At 38.0% G+C, this 16,530-nt stretch carries 10 protein-coding genes and 1 CRISPR repeat array; of the genes, 7 read left to right on the forward strand and 3 right to left on the reverse strand.

What is annotated here, in order from left to right; genetic code table 11:
- Window positions 1-260 precede the first annotated feature (260 nt).
- The 6 genes from B6C84_RS11155 to B6C84_RS11175 all read left to right on the forward strand — a co-directional run bounded on the left by B6C84_RS11155 (window position 261) and on the right by B6C84_RS11175 (window position 8,880).
- Window positions 261-1,634 carry a hypothetical protein gene (locus B6C84_RS11155; RefSeq protein WP_133053379.1) on the forward strand — a complete coding sequence of 458 codons (1,374 nt, stop codon included), beginning with the start codon at window positions 261-263 and terminating at the stop codon, window positions 1,632-1,634.
- 44 nt (window positions 1,635-1,678) lie between these two features.
- Window positions 1,679-1,801: a hypothetical protein gene (locus tag B6C84_RS11755; RefSeq protein WP_280521904.1), complete on the forward strand. Its 123-nt coding sequence runs from the start codon at window positions 1,679-1,681 to the stop codon at window positions 1,799-1,801.
- Between the two features lie 770 nt (window positions 1,802-2,571).
- Window positions 2,572-3,021: direct repeats of the CRISPR family, unit length 28 nt; unit sequence GTTCACTACCGTGTAGGTAGCTTAGAAA.
- 259 nt (window positions 3,022-3,280) lie between these two features.
- A complete protein-coding gene (locus B6C84_RS11160) occupies window positions 3,281-4,126 on the forward strand; it encodes a Rossmann-like and DUF2520 domain-containing protein (RefSeq protein ID WP_086320509.1) in 846 nt (281 codons plus the stop codon).
- On the forward strand, window positions 4,123-4,965 hold the full coding sequence (panB, locus tag B6C84_RS11165) for a 3-methyl-2-oxobutanoate hydroxymethyltransferase (RefSeq protein WP_065613077.1): 843 nt from the start codon (window positions 4,123-4,125) through the stop codon (window positions 4,963-4,965). Before B6C84_RS11160 ends, panB begins: the two co-directional genes overlap by 4 nt.
- Window positions 4,966-4,983: 18 nt before the next feature.
- The gene (gene panC, locus B6C84_RS11170) at window positions 4,984-5,829 is read left to right on the forward strand and encodes a pantoate--beta-alanine ligase (RefSeq protein ID WP_086320510.1); all 846 of its coding nucleotides are present in this window, start codon (window positions 4,984-4,986) and stop codon (window positions 5,827-5,829) included.
- Window positions 5,830-6,021: 192 nt separating this feature from the next.
- Window positions 6,022-8,880, forward strand: coding sequence for a valine--tRNA ligase (locus B6C84_RS11175; protein ID WP_086320511.1), 2,859 nt, complete (start codon window positions 6,022-6,024; stop codon window positions 8,878-8,880).
- 53 nt (window positions 8,881-8,933) lie between these two features.
- On the opposite strand, the gene B6C84_RS11180 is transcribed toward B6C84_RS11175, so the two are convergent.
- From B6C84_RS11180 to B6C84_RS11190, 3 genes are all read right to left on the reverse strand, one after another.
- Complete coding sequence (locus tag B6C84_RS11180) at window positions 8,934-10,454, reverse strand: glycoside hydrolase family 43 protein (RefSeq protein ID WP_086354407.1); 1,521 nt, start codon at window positions 10,452-10,454, stop codon at window positions 8,934-8,936.
- A gap of 44 nt (window positions 10,455-10,498) precedes the next feature.
- Window positions 10,499-11,884: a glycoside-pentoside-hexuronide (GPH):cation symporter gene (locus B6C84_RS11185; RefSeq protein ID WP_086354406.1), complete on the reverse strand. Its 1,386-nt coding sequence runs from the start codon at window positions 11,882-11,884 to the stop codon at window positions 10,499-10,501.
- Window positions 11,885-12,584: 700 nt separating this feature from the next.
- On the reverse strand, window positions 12,585-13,997 hold the full coding sequence (locus B6C84_RS11190; protein WP_065651032.1) for an EmmdR/YeeO family multidrug/toxin efflux MATE transporter: 1,413 nt from the start codon (window positions 13,995-13,997) through the stop codon (window positions 12,585-12,587).
- A 219-nt stretch (window positions 13,998-14,216) separates the two neighbouring features.
- Between B6C84_RS11190 and B6C84_RS11195 the strand changes: the two genes are divergently transcribed.
- The gene (locus tag B6C84_RS11195) at window positions 14,217-14,645 is read left to right on the forward strand and encodes a hypothetical protein (RefSeq protein ID WP_086354405.1); all 429 of its coding nucleotides are present in this window, start codon (window positions 14,217-14,219) and stop codon (window positions 14,643-14,645) included.
- The last annotated feature ends 1,885 nt before the right edge of the window (window positions 14,646-16,530 follow it).

The raw sequence follows: 16,530 nt of genomic DNA on the forward strand, positions 1-16,530 counted from the left end.
TGGATAAATTTTATGCCATTAGGCTTAAAATTTTAAATAAATCATAAAATTGGATTGACAAGGATATCTGATATGGATTATAATTTTCAACACACAACACACAACACACAACCTGCCCAACCTATAAATTCACCTTTCTAAAGTTAAGCTCATATCGTTTATTATTTAACCGCAGTTTATTATTTCAGCAATTCCCGAAATTTCCGAAATTCCGGCAAAATTTTTCAAAATTTCTTCGTTTAGTCTTTTTACCTCGGCCGATGGTTTTGGTATTAACCATGGTTGTTTTACAGTCTATCTCTTTTGCTAATTATGCATTAACCACTAAAACGACCAATATTATTTATGGTTCAGCGCCTTATTTAACCTTTGATGGAGGTCGTACCCGGGTAACCAATACCGAAGCGCTACTCGGGATATCCCTTTCTGATGGAAGAACATTTACTCCCACAACCAATAATTCGAGTTCAACTAATCCTATCGAGTTACCTGTTGATGGTCAGAGTTTTGCGGATATTGGTATGTTAGTACCAACGGATACTAATTCTATTGCATTAAGTTCACTTATTGGCACACCGTATAATTATTGGGGGGATGATGATGGCGATGGTCAGGGAGTTAATGGTGTCACCGCTACCGGTAGTTTAAATTTATCGATTGTTGATAAAGACAATAATCCTGTTAACCGTAGTGAAGTACTGACAATTTGTAAAGCGCCATATAAATTAACCTTATCAAATAGTGAAGGTAGATTAACAACACGTTATGGGGTACCTAATGAAAGTCGTTTTACGGCAGGTAATGCCACTTATTATATTAATCCTAAGGCAGCGCCAGTGATTTGTTATGCAAGACCTGCTAGTCATTTAGATAGCAGAGATAACAGGTCGAGAGGTCTTTCTGCTGCCGTTTGGGAATATCCTAAGGGTTTTCTACCACAGCCGCCAGTTCCGCCGTCGTCTTATGGTTTAAACTTCCCGACTACTGGTGCTAATAATTTATATTTTTATTTAGATATTGGTGGTAGTAATCAGGCCTTATCTTGGGCTCCGGTTTCTCATGATAAGATTACTGCTACTATGACCGATTCAACAAGTACCAGCGTTCGAGTCACCCTAACGGGTCCTGTTGCTACACCATCGCAATGGAGTTCAGATAATCCAGGTAGAATCGACAAACCCTCTTTACCTCAGGTATTTGAGTTAGTTGGTCGTGATAGCAGTGGTAATGCGGTGGTCAAATATAGATTTATGTTACGGAAGTGGTTTGTTAATCGTGGTAGTTATGGCGGTACCTATTCTAATACGAATTCTTGGTGTAGTAGGATTGGAGGATACGGTGTTCCAAAGGTCAAGAATTTAACTAATGCGAATTGTCATAGTACACCTAGATGTCAAAGTGCAACGCCTACGTCACCTGATATATATATGCGTCGTCACATTAGTGCCGGATTTTTCACGGAATGGGGGGAGATGCCCGATTACGCTGGAGCCAACTTCACCAGGGGGAGATATTGGACGAGTGATGGTGGGAATAATTCCCACATTCATGTTTTTGATCACAGTGGTCAACTGGATAACCATATGTGGGATAGTAGGCAACTATTAGGACTCTGTGTCTATCCTTATCCTTAGCTATTATTTCTTAGTTCTTAGTCCTTGAACTAAAGGCTAGTTATATGAAAAATAACGTTAGGACATTAAACAATCATTGCCCTATCAAGGCAATGGTGTTGACGTTGACGAAGTCGGCGATAAAAAGCGATTTTGTGGTGCGACATTGGCAATGTGCTGACAACTGAGAGAGGTTAGCATGACAAACAGGGATGTTTGCCAAGGAGCGTTAAAAGCGAACGAAGGCGGAAGGCAGTCACGCAGTGACCACTTGCGTGGTCGCCGCGGGAGATTGTAAAGAGGGTTCGCGCCAACCCTCTTAACTCGGACGTAATCACCGCATAGAAACAACCGCAAAACAACAAAACGTCCGAAACACAAACAACCAAAAAAAATTGAGGAACGGGGTTTTTAAAGCCAAAATCCATCCAATAAATCGCTAACGCTAGTTATAACATCAGCTAGTTCCAATAATAAAAGTTTATTTTGGCAAATAAGTTTGGTGTATTTAATTTAGCGACATTCGCAACGTGCTGACAACTGAGTGAGGTTAGCATGGCAAACAGGGATGTTTGCCAAGGCGGTGCTTTGTCAGGAACAAATCACAGCCGGTGCGTTAAGAGCGAACGAAGGCGGAAGGCAGTCACATCGTGACCACTTGCGTGGTCGCCGCGGGAGATTGTAAAGAGGGTTCGCGCCAACCCTCTTAACTCGGACGTAATCACCGTATAGAAACAACCGCAAAACAACAAAACGTCCGAAACTCAAACAACCAAAAAAAATTGAGGAACGGGGTTTTTGAACCTTAAATTCCTACTTATTGCTAACCCTTTTTTTTTGACTTTAAATAAAATAATTAAAAATCAATATGTTGAAAAATAGCTTAAAAAAAGGGTTTTTAATAGTAAAATTACGCTTTTTCTTTTTGCCAACTGCATTTATAGTATATCCGGCTCTAGTTCACTACCGTGTAGGTAGCTTAGAAAATTGATGCTGACAAAATCAGGTGATGTAACCAGTTCACTACCGTGTAGGTAGCTTAGAAAATTCGGGGGCGCCGGTAGTGTATTGTTGTTAAGTTCACTACCGTGTAGGTAGCTTAGAAACTGCTAATGGTACCGATTTTATTAAAAATAAAAGTTCACTACCGTGTAGGTAGCTTAGAAACTCCTCAAAACCTGTTGTAACATACTGTATTTTGTTCACTACCGTGTAGGTAGCTTAGAAAAACAATCAAAAAGCCTGTTACTAGCAGGTTTTGTTCACTACCGTGTAGGTAGCTTAGAAAGATGGAATAATTCCATCGGAGGGGGATTTGAAGTTCACTACCGTGTAGGTAGCTTAGAAATACCCCGCCTAGAGCTTTACCAATCGCTTTACGTTCACTACCGTGTAGGTAGTATAGAAATATAGTAAGTGGCGGTATAGGTAACATCAAGAAGTACACTGCTTATATAGCGGTTTAAAATTGATTGCCTAGTGATAAATAAACTGACAACAAATTAAATTTATCTATTTAAAAAATCCTTAAAGCAAATTACTCCCTCAAAAATTGAGAAGAGGAGAGAATTGCTTTTAATCCTATATTGCTTAGTCTTTCTGGTTAAAAATTGAATCTATATCAAATTAGGCTATAATGCCGCATCGTTTAATTTTTATTATTAAAAATGAATATTGGTTTTATTGGCGCCGGTAAAGTGGGTTGTAGTTTGGCTAAATATTTCAGCCAATGTGGTTTGCCAGTCGTTGGTTTTTATAGCCGTGATGCACATCAAGCACAAGCAGCAAGTGATTTTACGAATAGCAAAGCATATTTAACTTTATCTAACTTAGTAGAGGATTGTGATTGTCTATTTTTGACTGTGCCGGATAGTCAAATTAGCTCAGTTTGGCAAGTGGTTAGTCGATTGCCGATTGAGAATAAATTAGTTGGTCATTGCAGTGGTTTGCTGACATCGCAGTTATTTACTGTCGATCATATTGTTCATCCTTTAGCATTTTCGCTACACCCTTTATCGGCAATTTATGATCGTTTTACCTGCTATAAGGAGATGGCTAAGGTATCTTTCACTTTAGAAGCCAATAATCCCCTAGCATTAGCTAAATTACAACCGATGTTATCACCTTTGGTTAATGCGATAGCAATATTATCGGCAGAACATAAAGCGCTTTATCATGCCGCTTGCGTTATGCTTAGTAATCATGTCATCGCCTTAGCGCAAGTTGGCAGTGATATGTTGGCACAGTGTGGTTTAGATCTCCATTTTTGCCAACAAGCGTGGCATGATCTATTTTTAGCGAATGCCAAAAATATTTGTAATGTTGGTACTATAAATGCATTAACTGGTCCGGTTGAACGCAATGATGCAAATACTATAAAACAACATTTACTCAACTTACCTGCTGATATAAAACCTTTATACCAACAATTATCGACAGTATTAGTTAATCTTAGTCGGCAAAAACATCCTGATAGGGACTATCATCAATTAGAACTGGAGCTGTTACCTTGAAAAATACAATTCTAACTTTACAACAACGCAAACAAAATCAACAAAAGATCACCATGTTAACCGCTTATGACTACACAACGGCAAAACTGATGGACGATAGCGGTGTAGATTGTTTATTAGTTGGTGATTCATTAGGAATGGTGATGCTAGGCTATGAAAGCACGGTTTCTGTCACCATGGAAGATATGATCCATCACTCTAAAGCAGTGGCAAAGGGCGCTAAAAACGCATTAGTTGTGACAGATTTACCGTTTATGTCTTACCATGCTTCTGTTTATGATGCTGTACATAATGCTGGTCGTTTGATTCAAGAAGGCAATGCACAGGTTGTAAAACTAGAAGGTGGGCGAGCATTTTGTGAACATATTAAGATGATCACTCAAGCATCGATTCCGGTTATTGCCCATATTGGTTTGATGCCACAATCAGTATTAGCATTAGGCGGTTACAAAGTACAAGGTAGAGATTACCAAGCGGCTAAAGATATAATTTTGGATGCTTTAGCGGTTGAACAAGCCGGTGCTGCAGCTATTTTACTCGAATGTGTACCTGCTGATTTAGCTAAATTTATTACTGAACTTGTTAGCATACCAACAATCGGTATTGGTGCTGGTCATGGTTGTGATGGTCAAGTGTTAGTTTATCAAGATATGTTGTCAATGTATGATGGCGTATCATCTAAATTTGTTAAATCTTTTGCGCCAATCGGTGATCAAATGAAGCAAGCATTTGCCGATTATTGCCAAGAGGTAAAACAGCAACAATACCCAGCATCAATGCATGAGTTTGCCATTGACGGTGAGATTATGACTCAACTCAAATCTGAATTTTCAAAATAGCCAGAAAGGATAATAATTGTGAAAGTTGTAACAACAATTGATGAAGTTCGTCAGCAGGTTAAATCGTGGCGTAAAAACGGTGCAACCATTGGATTAGTACCAACTATGGGGTATCTGCATGAAGGTCATCAGAGCTTAATGGCTGCGGCTAAACAAGATAATCAAAAAGTGATTGTCACCATTTTTGTCAATCCAATGCAGTTTGGCCCGAAAGAAGACTTAGCCAGTTATCCTCGTGACTTAGAACACGACAAAAACGCCTGCCAACAAATGGGTGTTGATCTGATTTTTTGTCCATCAGCCAGTGAAATGTATGATGCCAATTTTAATAGCTATGTGAATGTTAATGGCCTAACTGATGCGCTTTGCGGCAAAAAACGACCCGGTCATTTTAAAGGCGTTTGTACTGTGGTTACTAAGTTATTTAATATCACGCAACCTGATCGAGCCTATTTTGGTCAAAAAGATGCGCAACAACTAGCGGTTATTCAACGTATGGTAAGCGATCTTAATGTTGACATCGAAATTATCGGTTGCCCAATTGTGCGTGAAAGTGATGGACTAGCTAAAAGTTCTCGCAATAGCTATTTATCGCCACAAGAACGCTTAGCTGCTATCTGTTTGTATCAATCAATCGAGTGTGCCCAGCAACTGATTCAAGCCGGTGAAAAATCGGTACAAACCATCTTAACTGAGATGCAAAATATCATAAATGCCCAGCCATTAGCTAAAATTGATTATATTGAATTTGTTGATTATGCAACATTAACTGCGGTTGATTGTTTAAATCAAGATAGTTTATGTGCTTTGGCGGTTTATATTGGTAAAACCAGATTGATTGATAATTTTATCTATCATCATTAGTATTTATCATTCTAATCGTTCATAACGTTAAGACCACTTGCCAACAAGTGGTTTTTTTATACTAATTTTATTGTTATCTGATTTAAATTTGATTTAATCAAACACTTTATTCGTCTAACAATTTATTGTTATATCATTTTACGGTAGAATAACCACATTTTTATGCCTTGAATTAGGATTGATGCCTTTATTATGAAAAATACGACTTATAATCCACAAGAAATCGAACAACCTATCTATCAACATTGGGAAGAAAGTGGTTACTTTAAGCCTAATGGTGACAAATCTCAGCCTAGTTATTGTATTGCTATTCCACCACCAAATGTAACTGGTAGTTTGCATATGGGACATGCTTTCCAACAAACTATTATGGATGCGCTAATTCGTTATCATCGTATGCAAGGTAATAACACGCTTTGGCAATCAGGTAGTGACCATGCCGGTATTGCAACGCAAATGGTGGTAGAACGTAAAATTGCTGCTGAAGAAAACAAAACTCGCCATGATTATGGTCGTGAAGCGTTTATCGAAAAAATTTGGCAATGGAAAGCAGAATCAGGTGGTAGCATCACTAAACAGATGCGACGTTTAGGTGATTCGGTTGATTGGGATCGTGAACGTTTTACTATGGATGAAGGTCTTTCAAATGCGGTTAAAGAAGTTTTTGTAAGACTTTATCAAGAAGATCTAATTTATCGTGGTAAACGCTTAGTTAACTGGGATCCTAAATTACGTACCGCAATTTCTGACCTTGAAGTGGAAAATCGTGAAGTAAAAGGTTCAATGTGGCATTTACGCTATCCATTAGCAGATGGTGTTAAAACTGCAGAAGGCAAAGATTATCTAGTTGTCGCTACAACTCGCCCTGAAACACTATTTGGTGATACAGGTGTTGCCGTTAATCCAGAAGATCCTCGTTATAAAGATTTGATTGGTAAATTTGTCATATTACCATTTGTTAATCGTCGAATTCCGATTGTTGGTGATGAACATGCGGATATGACAAAAGGTACTGGCTGTGTAAAAATTACTCCTGCGCATGACTTTAATGACTATGAAGTAGGGCGTCGTCATCAATTACCAATGATTAACATCTTAACTTTTGATGGTGATATTCGTGCTCAAGCTGAAGTGTTCGATACTAATGGTGAGTCAAGTACTGCTCACGCAACCGATATTCCGGCACAATTCCAAAATTTAGAACGCTTTGCGGCGCGTAAATTAGTTGTTGCGCAGTGTGAAGCTCAAGGTATTTTAGAAAAAATTGAACCGCATGACTTAACTATCCCTTATGGCGATCGTGGTGGTGTGGTAATCGAACCTATGCTAACCGATCAATGGTATGTAAGAGCTAAAGTATTAGCGGAACCAGCTATTGCGGCGGTAAAAAATGGTGATATCCAATTTGTGCCTAAACAGTATGAAAATATGTATTTTTCATGGATGAATGATATTCAAGATTGGTGTATTTCGCGACAATTATGGTGGGGACACCGAATTCCAGCTTGGTATGATAATCAAGGCAACGTCTATGTTGGTCGTGATGAGGCTGAAGTTCGCCGTGAAAATAATCTTGCAGCAGATATCGAATTGTCTCAAGATGACGATGTTCTTGATACTTGGTTCTCATCAGCACTATGGACATTTTCAACTTTAGGTTGGCCGGAAAACACTGATGATTTAGCTACTTTCCATCCAACTAATGTGCTAGTGACAGGTTTTGATATTATCTTCTTCTGGGTTGCTCGAATGATTATGATGACCATGCATTTCATTAAAGATGAACATGGTAAACCACAAGTACCATTTAAAACGGTATATGTGACCGGGCTAATTCGCGATGAAGAAGGGCAAAAAATGTCGAAATCTAAAGGTAATGTTATCGATCCTTTAGATATGATTGATGGTATTTCACTGGCTGATTTATTAGAAAAACGTACTGGTAATATGATGCAGCCACAATTAGCGGAAAAGATTGCCAAACGTACAGAAAAACAGTTCCCAAATGGTATTGAAGCGCATGGTACTGATGCCTTACGTTTTACTTTAGCGGCGCTGGCATCAACTGGTCGTGATATCAATTGGGATTTAAAACGCTTAGAAGGTTATCGTAACTTCTGTAATAAACTATGGAATGCCAGCCGTTATGTATTGATGAACACCCAAGATCACGATTGTGGCTTTAAAGGTGGGGAGTTAGATTATTCATTAGCGGATAAATGGATCTTGGCAGAGTTTAACCAAACCGTAAAAACCTACCGTGAAGCATTCGATACTTACCGTTTTGATTTAGCTGCTAATATCTTATATGAATTCACTTGGAATCAGTTCTGTGACTGGTATTTAGAGTTAACTAAATCAGTATTGGCAAATGGTGAACAGAATCAGCAACGTGCTGCTCGTCACACTTTAGTCACGGTACTTGAAGCCTTATTACGTTTGGCTCATCCAATCATTCCATTTATTACTGAAGCTATTTGGCAAAGTGTCAAACCATTAATGGCAATCAAAGCGGATACCATTATGTTACAACCAATGCCAGCATTTGATAGCCAATTAGTTGATGATAAAGCGGTTGCCGATATCAATTGGATTAAAGACGCTGTCATTGCGGTTCGTAATATCCGTGCTGAAATGAATATCGCACCAAGCAAACCATTACAGCTATTGATTAGAAAAGCATCACCAGCCGTTCATCGCGTAATTAGTGACAATGTCACATTTATCGAATCATTAGCAAGATTATCAGAAATTGTTTTGTTAGATGAAGGTGAAGCAGGGCCATTATCAGTCACTAAATTGGTTGATGGTGCCGAACTCCTGATCCCAATGGCTGGGCTTATTAATAAAGAAGATGAGCTAGCTAGACTAGAAAAAGAGATCGCTCGTATTGATGGTGAAATTGCGCGTATTGATAATAAACTATCTAATGCTAGCTTTGTCGATAAAGCTCCCGCAGCAGTCGTTGCCAAAGAGAAAGAAAAACAACAAGGCTATATTGCTGACAAAGCCAAATTGCAAGAGCAGTATGCAGCCATAAAAAGTCTTTAACAACTTGAATAAAAACCCTCTCATATGAGAGGGTTTTTTATCTAATTAAACCGTTAACTAATCTTGAAGTAATCAAAATGACAATGACCAATGGCATTATCTGCTTCGGTTGTGGCAAAAATTCCTACTTTAGCCCCCACCCATTTACCTTTTCCAGCTGCGAAGCTAGGTTTAATTAACATCCAGTCTGTCTTATGATCTTTATAGTAAAATTGACAGATACCATTCAAGCCGACTTCGACTTTAAGTTGGCAATGCTGTGAAGATAATTGACCGATAACTTGTTGATATTCGTCAACTTGACCTGAATCTTTCATCCAACCATATCGATAATACAGCTTATACTGCCCATTATCATAACCGATCATAATCGCAGCATAACGTTCACCATAAACGATTAAACCGCCCAAATCACCTGATTGCTTAGCATTCAATTTAAGTTGAGTTTGCGCCGTGAATTGCCATGCTGAAAATTTTTGCAGTAATAAGTTAGCTGCAAAATAGAGTGTACGCTGTGTATTATGCATAGGTAATGGATAACAACTTAAGGTTAATCCTTGATCACTTGCTATTAGCCAATCAGGATTAGGATTTGCCTGCCATTGCCACTGTAAACCAAATTCACCATGCTGGAAATCGTCACTGGTTTGGATTTTATACTCTTCTGAGTGATGGGACACAGTTGGTTTTTTATATGATAATACCGGTTGTCCAGTGGAATCATTATTGATACTCTCACCAATGCGAGGCCAATCATCATCCCCCCAATACATAGGCTGTAAATGAACAATACGACCATATAAATGGGCATCTTGAAAGTGTACAAACCAGCACTCATTGTTGTCCAATTCGACCCATCCACCTTGATGAGGGCCGTTAATTGTTGTATTGCCTTGAAATAGCACATTGCGTGCAGTCCAAGGACCCGTTAAATTACGGCTACGTAACACCGATTGCCAACCGTTTTCAACACCGCCAGCTGGTGCAAAAATGTAATACCAACCATTGCGCTTATAAAGTTTTGGTCCTTCAAGTGTCGGTAAATCGGCAGTGCCATCGTAAATAATTTGACCTTCGCCAATCAATGTTGATCCATCATTAGCCATTTCAAACAGCTGCAACTTATGTTTTACACCACAACGACTTTGCGCAAAGGCATGCACTAACCATGCTCGACCATCATCATCCCAAAATGGACAAGGATCAATCCAACCGAGTGCTGGTTGTAAGCAGTGCGGTTTGCTCCATTTACCCCAAGGATCAGAGGTATTAGACATAAAAATACCTTCGTCAGGAGTACTAAAAAACACCCAAAGTTTTTCATCATGATAGCGAATCGATGGCGCCCAAACCCCTTTACCGGGTTGGACTGCATCATAACCGGGTAAGTCAAGTGCATCAAAAACATGATTGATAATCTGCCAATTTACCAAGTCTTTTGAGTGTAGAATCGGTAATGCTGGCATATGGTTAAAGCTAGATGAAACCATAAAGAAATCATCATTTACTTTGACAATATCCGGATCGGAATAATCACCGCAGATAATAGGGTTGTGATAATAATCTAAACTCATATAATTTACCTTTAATTGTAACTATTACTTATCGACATACTATCTTAGTCATGACTATCTTTATTTTGTTGTCTAGCCAGTAAATCACTTTGAATTTTTGCCATCATTTTGTCATCTAATTTATAAAAACGCATTAACCACCAAAGCAATAAATAGGAAAATGCTGGTCCAATAGTTAAAAGACCAATAATGCCCATTGTGGCTAACGGTGTTTGTTCATTTACACCTGCTTGGTAGCCTAATAAACCTAAACAGATGCCGACTAAAGCCCCAGCGATTGCCATGCCGAGTTTTAAGGCAAATAAATTACCTGAGAAAGATAGACCAGTTGCTCGGCGGCCAAATTTCCATTCACCATAATCAGCCGCATTGGCCATCATGTTCCATTTGAATGGTTGATACATGGAGTGGAAAAAGCCAATTAAAAAATAGAGTGGGAAAATAACCGCTAACCACACTGGTGGAACAAAAAACATCACCACACCAATAACAAATAACGTTAAATTAATATTTTTAAATAGTTGGATAGCAGTAAAACGTTTAGCAAAATAACCAGCAGCCATCGCACCTAATATAGTACCGACCACCGATGTTGACACAAAGGCTGATTTCATCGCTGTACCTGCTGCTGAGCTAACGCCACCCATCATCAAGTAAGTTGCATAGTAAAGTGTTGCTGAACTACGCATAACGCCAGCCATACTTGAAAAGAAGGTAATAAGAGCAACAATACACCACTGATCATTGCCTAATAAGCATTTTAAATCTTTTTTAACACTGACATTTTTATCTTCAATTGGTACTACTCTTTCTTTAGTGGTTGCAAAACAGAACACTAACATACCAATCGCAATAACGCCCATAACCGCCATGGTTAACTGAAATCCGAGTTGCTTATTTTCTTTTCCTAACCAATCGACTAAAAATAACGTACCGATTGATACCATAAGTCCTGATGCCGATGAAATAGTAAATCGATAGGATTGAGCGGATAGGCGATCTTTTTCATCACGAGCAATAACACCGCCAAGAGCACAATAAGGAATATTAATAAATGTATAACAAAGCATTAATAATGCATAGGTAACGTATGCGTATAAAAGTTTACCTGAATAACCAAAATCTGGTGTTGTATAGGTCATAACAGCCAGTACCGCATAAGGAATCGCAAACCAAATTAACCATGGTCTAAATCGTCCCCATCTTGTTTTAGTACGATCGGCAACCATACCTGTAATCGGATCGATAATAGCATCAAAAATTCGCGTAGCGAGGAACATTATGCCAACCGCAGCAGCAGAAAGGCCATAAATATCAGTATAAAAATAGGTCAAAAACATCGTCACCGAGGAATAGACAATACCACAAGCTGCATCGCCCATCCCAAAGCCAATTTTTTCCATGACTGATAATTTTTTATTATTATCCATCATAAACTCCTTTTAGTTATCAAAATATGATTTGCATAGAACTGTCATTATTTAATTATCGGTTGCATTAACAACTTATTGAAAAAATAACAATAAATAGAGTTTATAAAATTCATTTTCAAAACAGTATTATGATTTTGCATACCTTAATTACGTTATATGGTTAATGTGATAGATATCACAAATCTATAGCACCATTTTTGACATAGATAATGCATTAAGAATTGATATTTGACGGGCTTTAACGGCAAGAGTAGCTGAATTGTGGATGTGTATTTTGATAATATAGATTAATTATCGAAAAGTATTAAGATGTTATAACTAACGTTAGCGATTTATTGGATGGATTTTGGCTTTAAAAACCCCGTTCCTCAATTTTTGGTTGTTTAAGATTCGGACGTTTTGTTGTTTTGTAGCTAGTTTGCTGGTTAGTTTTATATGGTGATTACGTTCGAGTAAAGAGGGTTGACTTGAACCCTCTTTACCAACTCCCACGGCGACCACGCAAGTGGTTACGATGTGACAGCCTTCCGCCTTCGTTCGCTGGTAACGCACCGGCTGTGATTTGTTTCTGACAAAACACAACCTTGGCAAACATCCTTGTTTGCCATGCTAATCTCACTCAGTTGTCAGCACATTGCTAATGTCGTTAAATAAGGTTAACTAAATTTACTTTACAAGCAACAAACTATTATTAGCGCTAGCTGATTTTTTGATGACGCCAAAGCCATTTACCACTAATAAGCCGATAATAAAAGAAAATACTTCTAATAATCCAATCTAAGAACATACCGAACCAAACACCAATAACTCCAAAGCCAAAATAAACGCCAAAAATATAGCCCACTACAATCCGACACATCCACATACTACCAATAGCAACCCACATGGTATAACTGGCATCTTTCGCACCTTTAAAACCATATGGCAAAACAAAAGAGGAAGCCCAGAAAGGGGTAAACAACGCATTAAACCATAACAAATGTTTGGAGATCTCAATAACTTCCTGATCATTAGTGTAAAGCGAACTTAATAATCCTGCGAAAGGGATCGATAAAAAAGCTAAAAAACAGAGTAACAAACTGGTTAGATGAAAAATAAATTTAAGCTGCCTTGTTGGTTGATAAATTTGCCCCATACCAATACGTTTACCAACAATAATTGTCGATGTTGCACCGAGTGTACCGCCTGGCAAATTAAGTAATCCAGCAATTGAAAACGCAATAAAATTAGCGGCTATAGTTGAGGTGCCCATACCGGCAACAAAAGTTTGTGTGAGCAATTTTCCGATATTAAACATTACCGATTCCACACTAGCCGGAATGCCGATACTTAAAATATCAATCAAAATTTTGCCATTAAACGCATGAAAATAACTACGGAGAGGAATAAATAATGCTCGACTTGGTTTTATGGTTAAGACTAATAAAATAAAAAACATGCCACAATAACGTGAGATTGTTAAGCCAATACCCGCACCAATAAAACCTAATCCTTGCCAACCCAAAGCGCCGTAAATAAGCACATAACTGATCGTCAAGTTTAAAATATTCATGATAATGTTTAAGTACATTGGTAATTTGGTATTGCCAGCACCACGTAATGCACCACAACCAACTAAAATAAAGGCAAGAGCAGGGTAACCTAAAACGGTTAATCTTAGAAAGGTAAGTGTTAATTCCTTTACTTCTGGATCGGCCTTACCGGCAATAATTTCGACAATCCAATATCCGGAAAACTCAACAAACAAAAACAGTAAAATCGAAATTATAACTAATAACGTAATCGACTGCCTTGCTGCGACCACGGCTTTTTTACGATTGTGTCGTCCTAAGCTAAACGCCACCACCACAGATGTCCCCAGTGCAACCGCCATAAAGAAGGACATTATAATCATGTTAAAGCTTTCCGCCAGACCGACGGCAGCCATCTCGGCCTTACCAATCCAACTCACTAAAAACGTACTGAAAATACCCATCAAAATGACTGACAAATTCTCAATCAAAATTGGCATTGCTAAAGGATAAATTTCGCGCCAGAACAGCACATTATTTGAACGTCGTTTTTTATAAAGTTGAAGATTCTTCAATCGACTAACAAGTTGAAAATCCAATTTCAGGCCTAAAAATTTATTTAGAAAATTTAGTATATTATAACGCCTTTATTTGCTAAAAATGAAATTAAGTTTTATAAAAACTCAACATTAATAATTATCATTACCAATAAAGGGTATCACTATTTCAAGGCTTATAAATTATAAATAAATTGAGGAATGGAGTTTTATTGTCAAAATAAATAATATACCATTACTAAAAATTTTTGGAGGAAAGGTATGAACAAATTATTGATTGGAGGCTTTTTAAGCTTAGTTTTAATTGGATGTTCCACTAGACCGCCTGCTGAACATGAAATAAAACAAGTACCAGAAGCAAGAATATTTAATCATCAAGCTAAACTAGATAATAATGCGACATTAGTGTTTATTAGAGATAAAGGATTGACTGGTAGCGGATGTTACATTAATTTATTTTTAAATGGGCAAGAAGTGGCTAAGTTTGAAACTAAAGAAAGAGCAACTTTTTATCTGCCAGCTGGTGAAGTTATTATTGGTGCATCTATACAAGGTCATGGATTGTGTAGTTTTAATGCTCCCCGTCGTGAACGTGATTTTAATTTAAATAACAATGAGAAAAAAGTCTTTAGATTATTTATAGACCAAAATGGAAACACTGACATAATTCCAACAACTTTATATCAATGATTCAAAAGTTTAAAAAGAACCTGTATTGCAGGTTCTTTTATTTTTTAAATTATTATAAGTAAATCAAAATTTAAATAATCAAATCAGATAAAAGTATATTACTTTATTACAAATCAGTATGACGAGTATTGTTTAGCGACATCCGCAACGTGCTGACAACTGAGTGAGGTTAGCATGGCAAACAGGGATGTTTGGCAAGGAGCGTTAAGACTGAACGAAGGCGGAAGGCAGTCACGTAGTGACCACTTGCGTGGTCGCCGCGGGAGATTGTAAAGAGGGTTCGCGCCAACCCTCTTAACTCGGACGTAATCACCGTATAGAAACAACCGCAAAACAACAAAACGTCCGAAACTCAGCGAACCCAAAAAATTGAGGAAAGGGGTTTTTGAAGCCAAAATCCCGCCTAAAGTTTCTCCGAAATTGGTTTTAAAACTAAAATTAGCTCGCTATAAACATAAACGTTTATTTTGGCAAATAAGTTTGGTGTATTTAATTTAGCGACATTCGCAATGTGCTGACAACTGAGTGAGGTTAGCATGGCAAACAGGGATGTTTGGCAAGGCTGTGTTTTGTCAGGAACAAATCACAGCCGGTGCGTTAAAAGCGAACGAAGGCGGAAGGTAGTCACATCGTGACCACTTGCGTAGTCGCCGCGGGAGATGGTAAAGAGGGTTCGCGCCAACCCTCTTAACTCGGACGTATTCACCGTATAGAACTAGCCACCAAACAACAAAACGTCCGAAACTCAAACAACCAAAAAAAATTTGAGGAACGGGGTTTTTAAAGCCCAAAAATCCCCTTAAAGTTTCTCCGAAATTGGTTTTAAAACTAAAATTAGCTTGCTATAAACATAAGAGTTTATTTTGGCAAATAAGTATGGTGTATTTAATTTAGCGACATTCGCAATGTGCTGACAACTGAGTGAGGTTAGCATGGCAAACAGGGATGTTTGCCAAGGCGGTGCTTTGTCAGGAACAAATCACAGCCGGTGCGTTAACAGCGAACGAAGGCGGAAGGTAGTCACATCGTGACCACTTGCGTGGTCGCCGCGGGAGATTGTAAAGAGGGTTCGCGCCAACCCTCTTAACTCGGACGTAATCACCGTATAAAAACAACCACAAAACAACAAACGTCCGAAATTCAAACAACCAAAAAATTTTGAGGAGAGGGGTTTTTAAAGCCTAAAAATCCCCCTAAAGTTTCTCCGAAATTGGTTTTAAAACTAAAATTAGCTTGCTATAAACATAAACGTTTATTTTGGCAAATAAGTTTGGTGTATTTAATTTAGCGACATTCGCAACGTGCTGACAACTGAGTGAGGTTAGCATGGCAAACAGGGATGTTTGGCAAGGAGCGTTAAGACCGAACGAAGGCGGAAGGCAGTCACATCGTGACCACTTGCGTGGTCGCCGCGGGAGATTGTAAAGAGGGTTCGCGCCAACCCTCTTAACTCGGACGTAATCACCATATAGAAACAACCACAAAACAACAAAACGTCCGAAACTCAAACAACCAAAAAATTTTGAGGAAAGGGGTTTTTAAAACGCAAAATACCTTCTAAAAACGATTATAAAATTGTCAAAATCAAAAACCTAATCTGCAAATTATTAATATTAAAAATGGTGATTTTTTAAGAGGGTATAAAAGGTCTATTATTTCTAATAAACAGCAAATAACCGATGCTATTTTCGAGTTATCAGTGTTCTTCTTTACAAAAGTTAACAATTAAACCATCAAAAAAAGTTGCATGGTTTTTTGCAATCACTATACTTTTATAGCATATTTATACGAATGGATAAATTTTATGCCATTAGGCTTAAAATTTTAAATAAATCATAAAATTGGATTGACAAGGACATCTGATATGGATTATAATTTTCAACAC

This window comes from Gilliamella apis (assembly GCF_002142155.1).
In the GTDB taxonomy this organism is placed as follows: Bacteria; Pseudomonadota; Gammaproteobacteria; order Enterobacterales; family Orbaceae; genus Gilliamella; species Gilliamella apis.

Bases quoted from the DNA above. Each gene is read 5' to 3' on its own strand.
- B6C84_RS11755 (WP_280521904.1), top strand. From the start codon at position 1,679: ATGAAAAATAACGTTAGGACATTAAACAATCATTGCCCTATCAAGGCA.
- B6C84_RS11180 (WP_086354407.1), bottom strand. From the start codon at position 10,454: ATGAGTTTAGATTATTATCACAACCCTATTATCTGCGGTGATTATTCC.
- B6C84_RS11185 (WP_086354406.1), bottom strand. From the start codon at position 11,884: ATGGATAATAATAAAAAATTATCAGTCATGGAAAAAATTGGCTTTGGG.
- B6C84_RS11175 (WP_086320511.1), top strand. From the start codon at position 6,022: ATGAAAAATACGACTTATAATCCACAAGAAATCGAACAACCTATCTAT.
- B6C84_RS11160 (WP_086320509.1), top strand. From the start codon at position 3,281: ATGAATATTGGTTTTATTGGCGCCGGTAAAGTGGGTTGTAGTTTGGCT.
- B6C84_RS11155 (WP_133053379.1), top strand. From the start codon at position 261: ATGGTTTTGGTATTAACCATGGTTGTTTTACAGTCTATCTCTTTTGCT.
- B6C84_RS11195 (WP_086354405.1), top strand. From the start codon at position 14,217: ATGAACAAATTATTGATTGGAGGCTTTTTAAGCTTAGTTTTAATTGGA.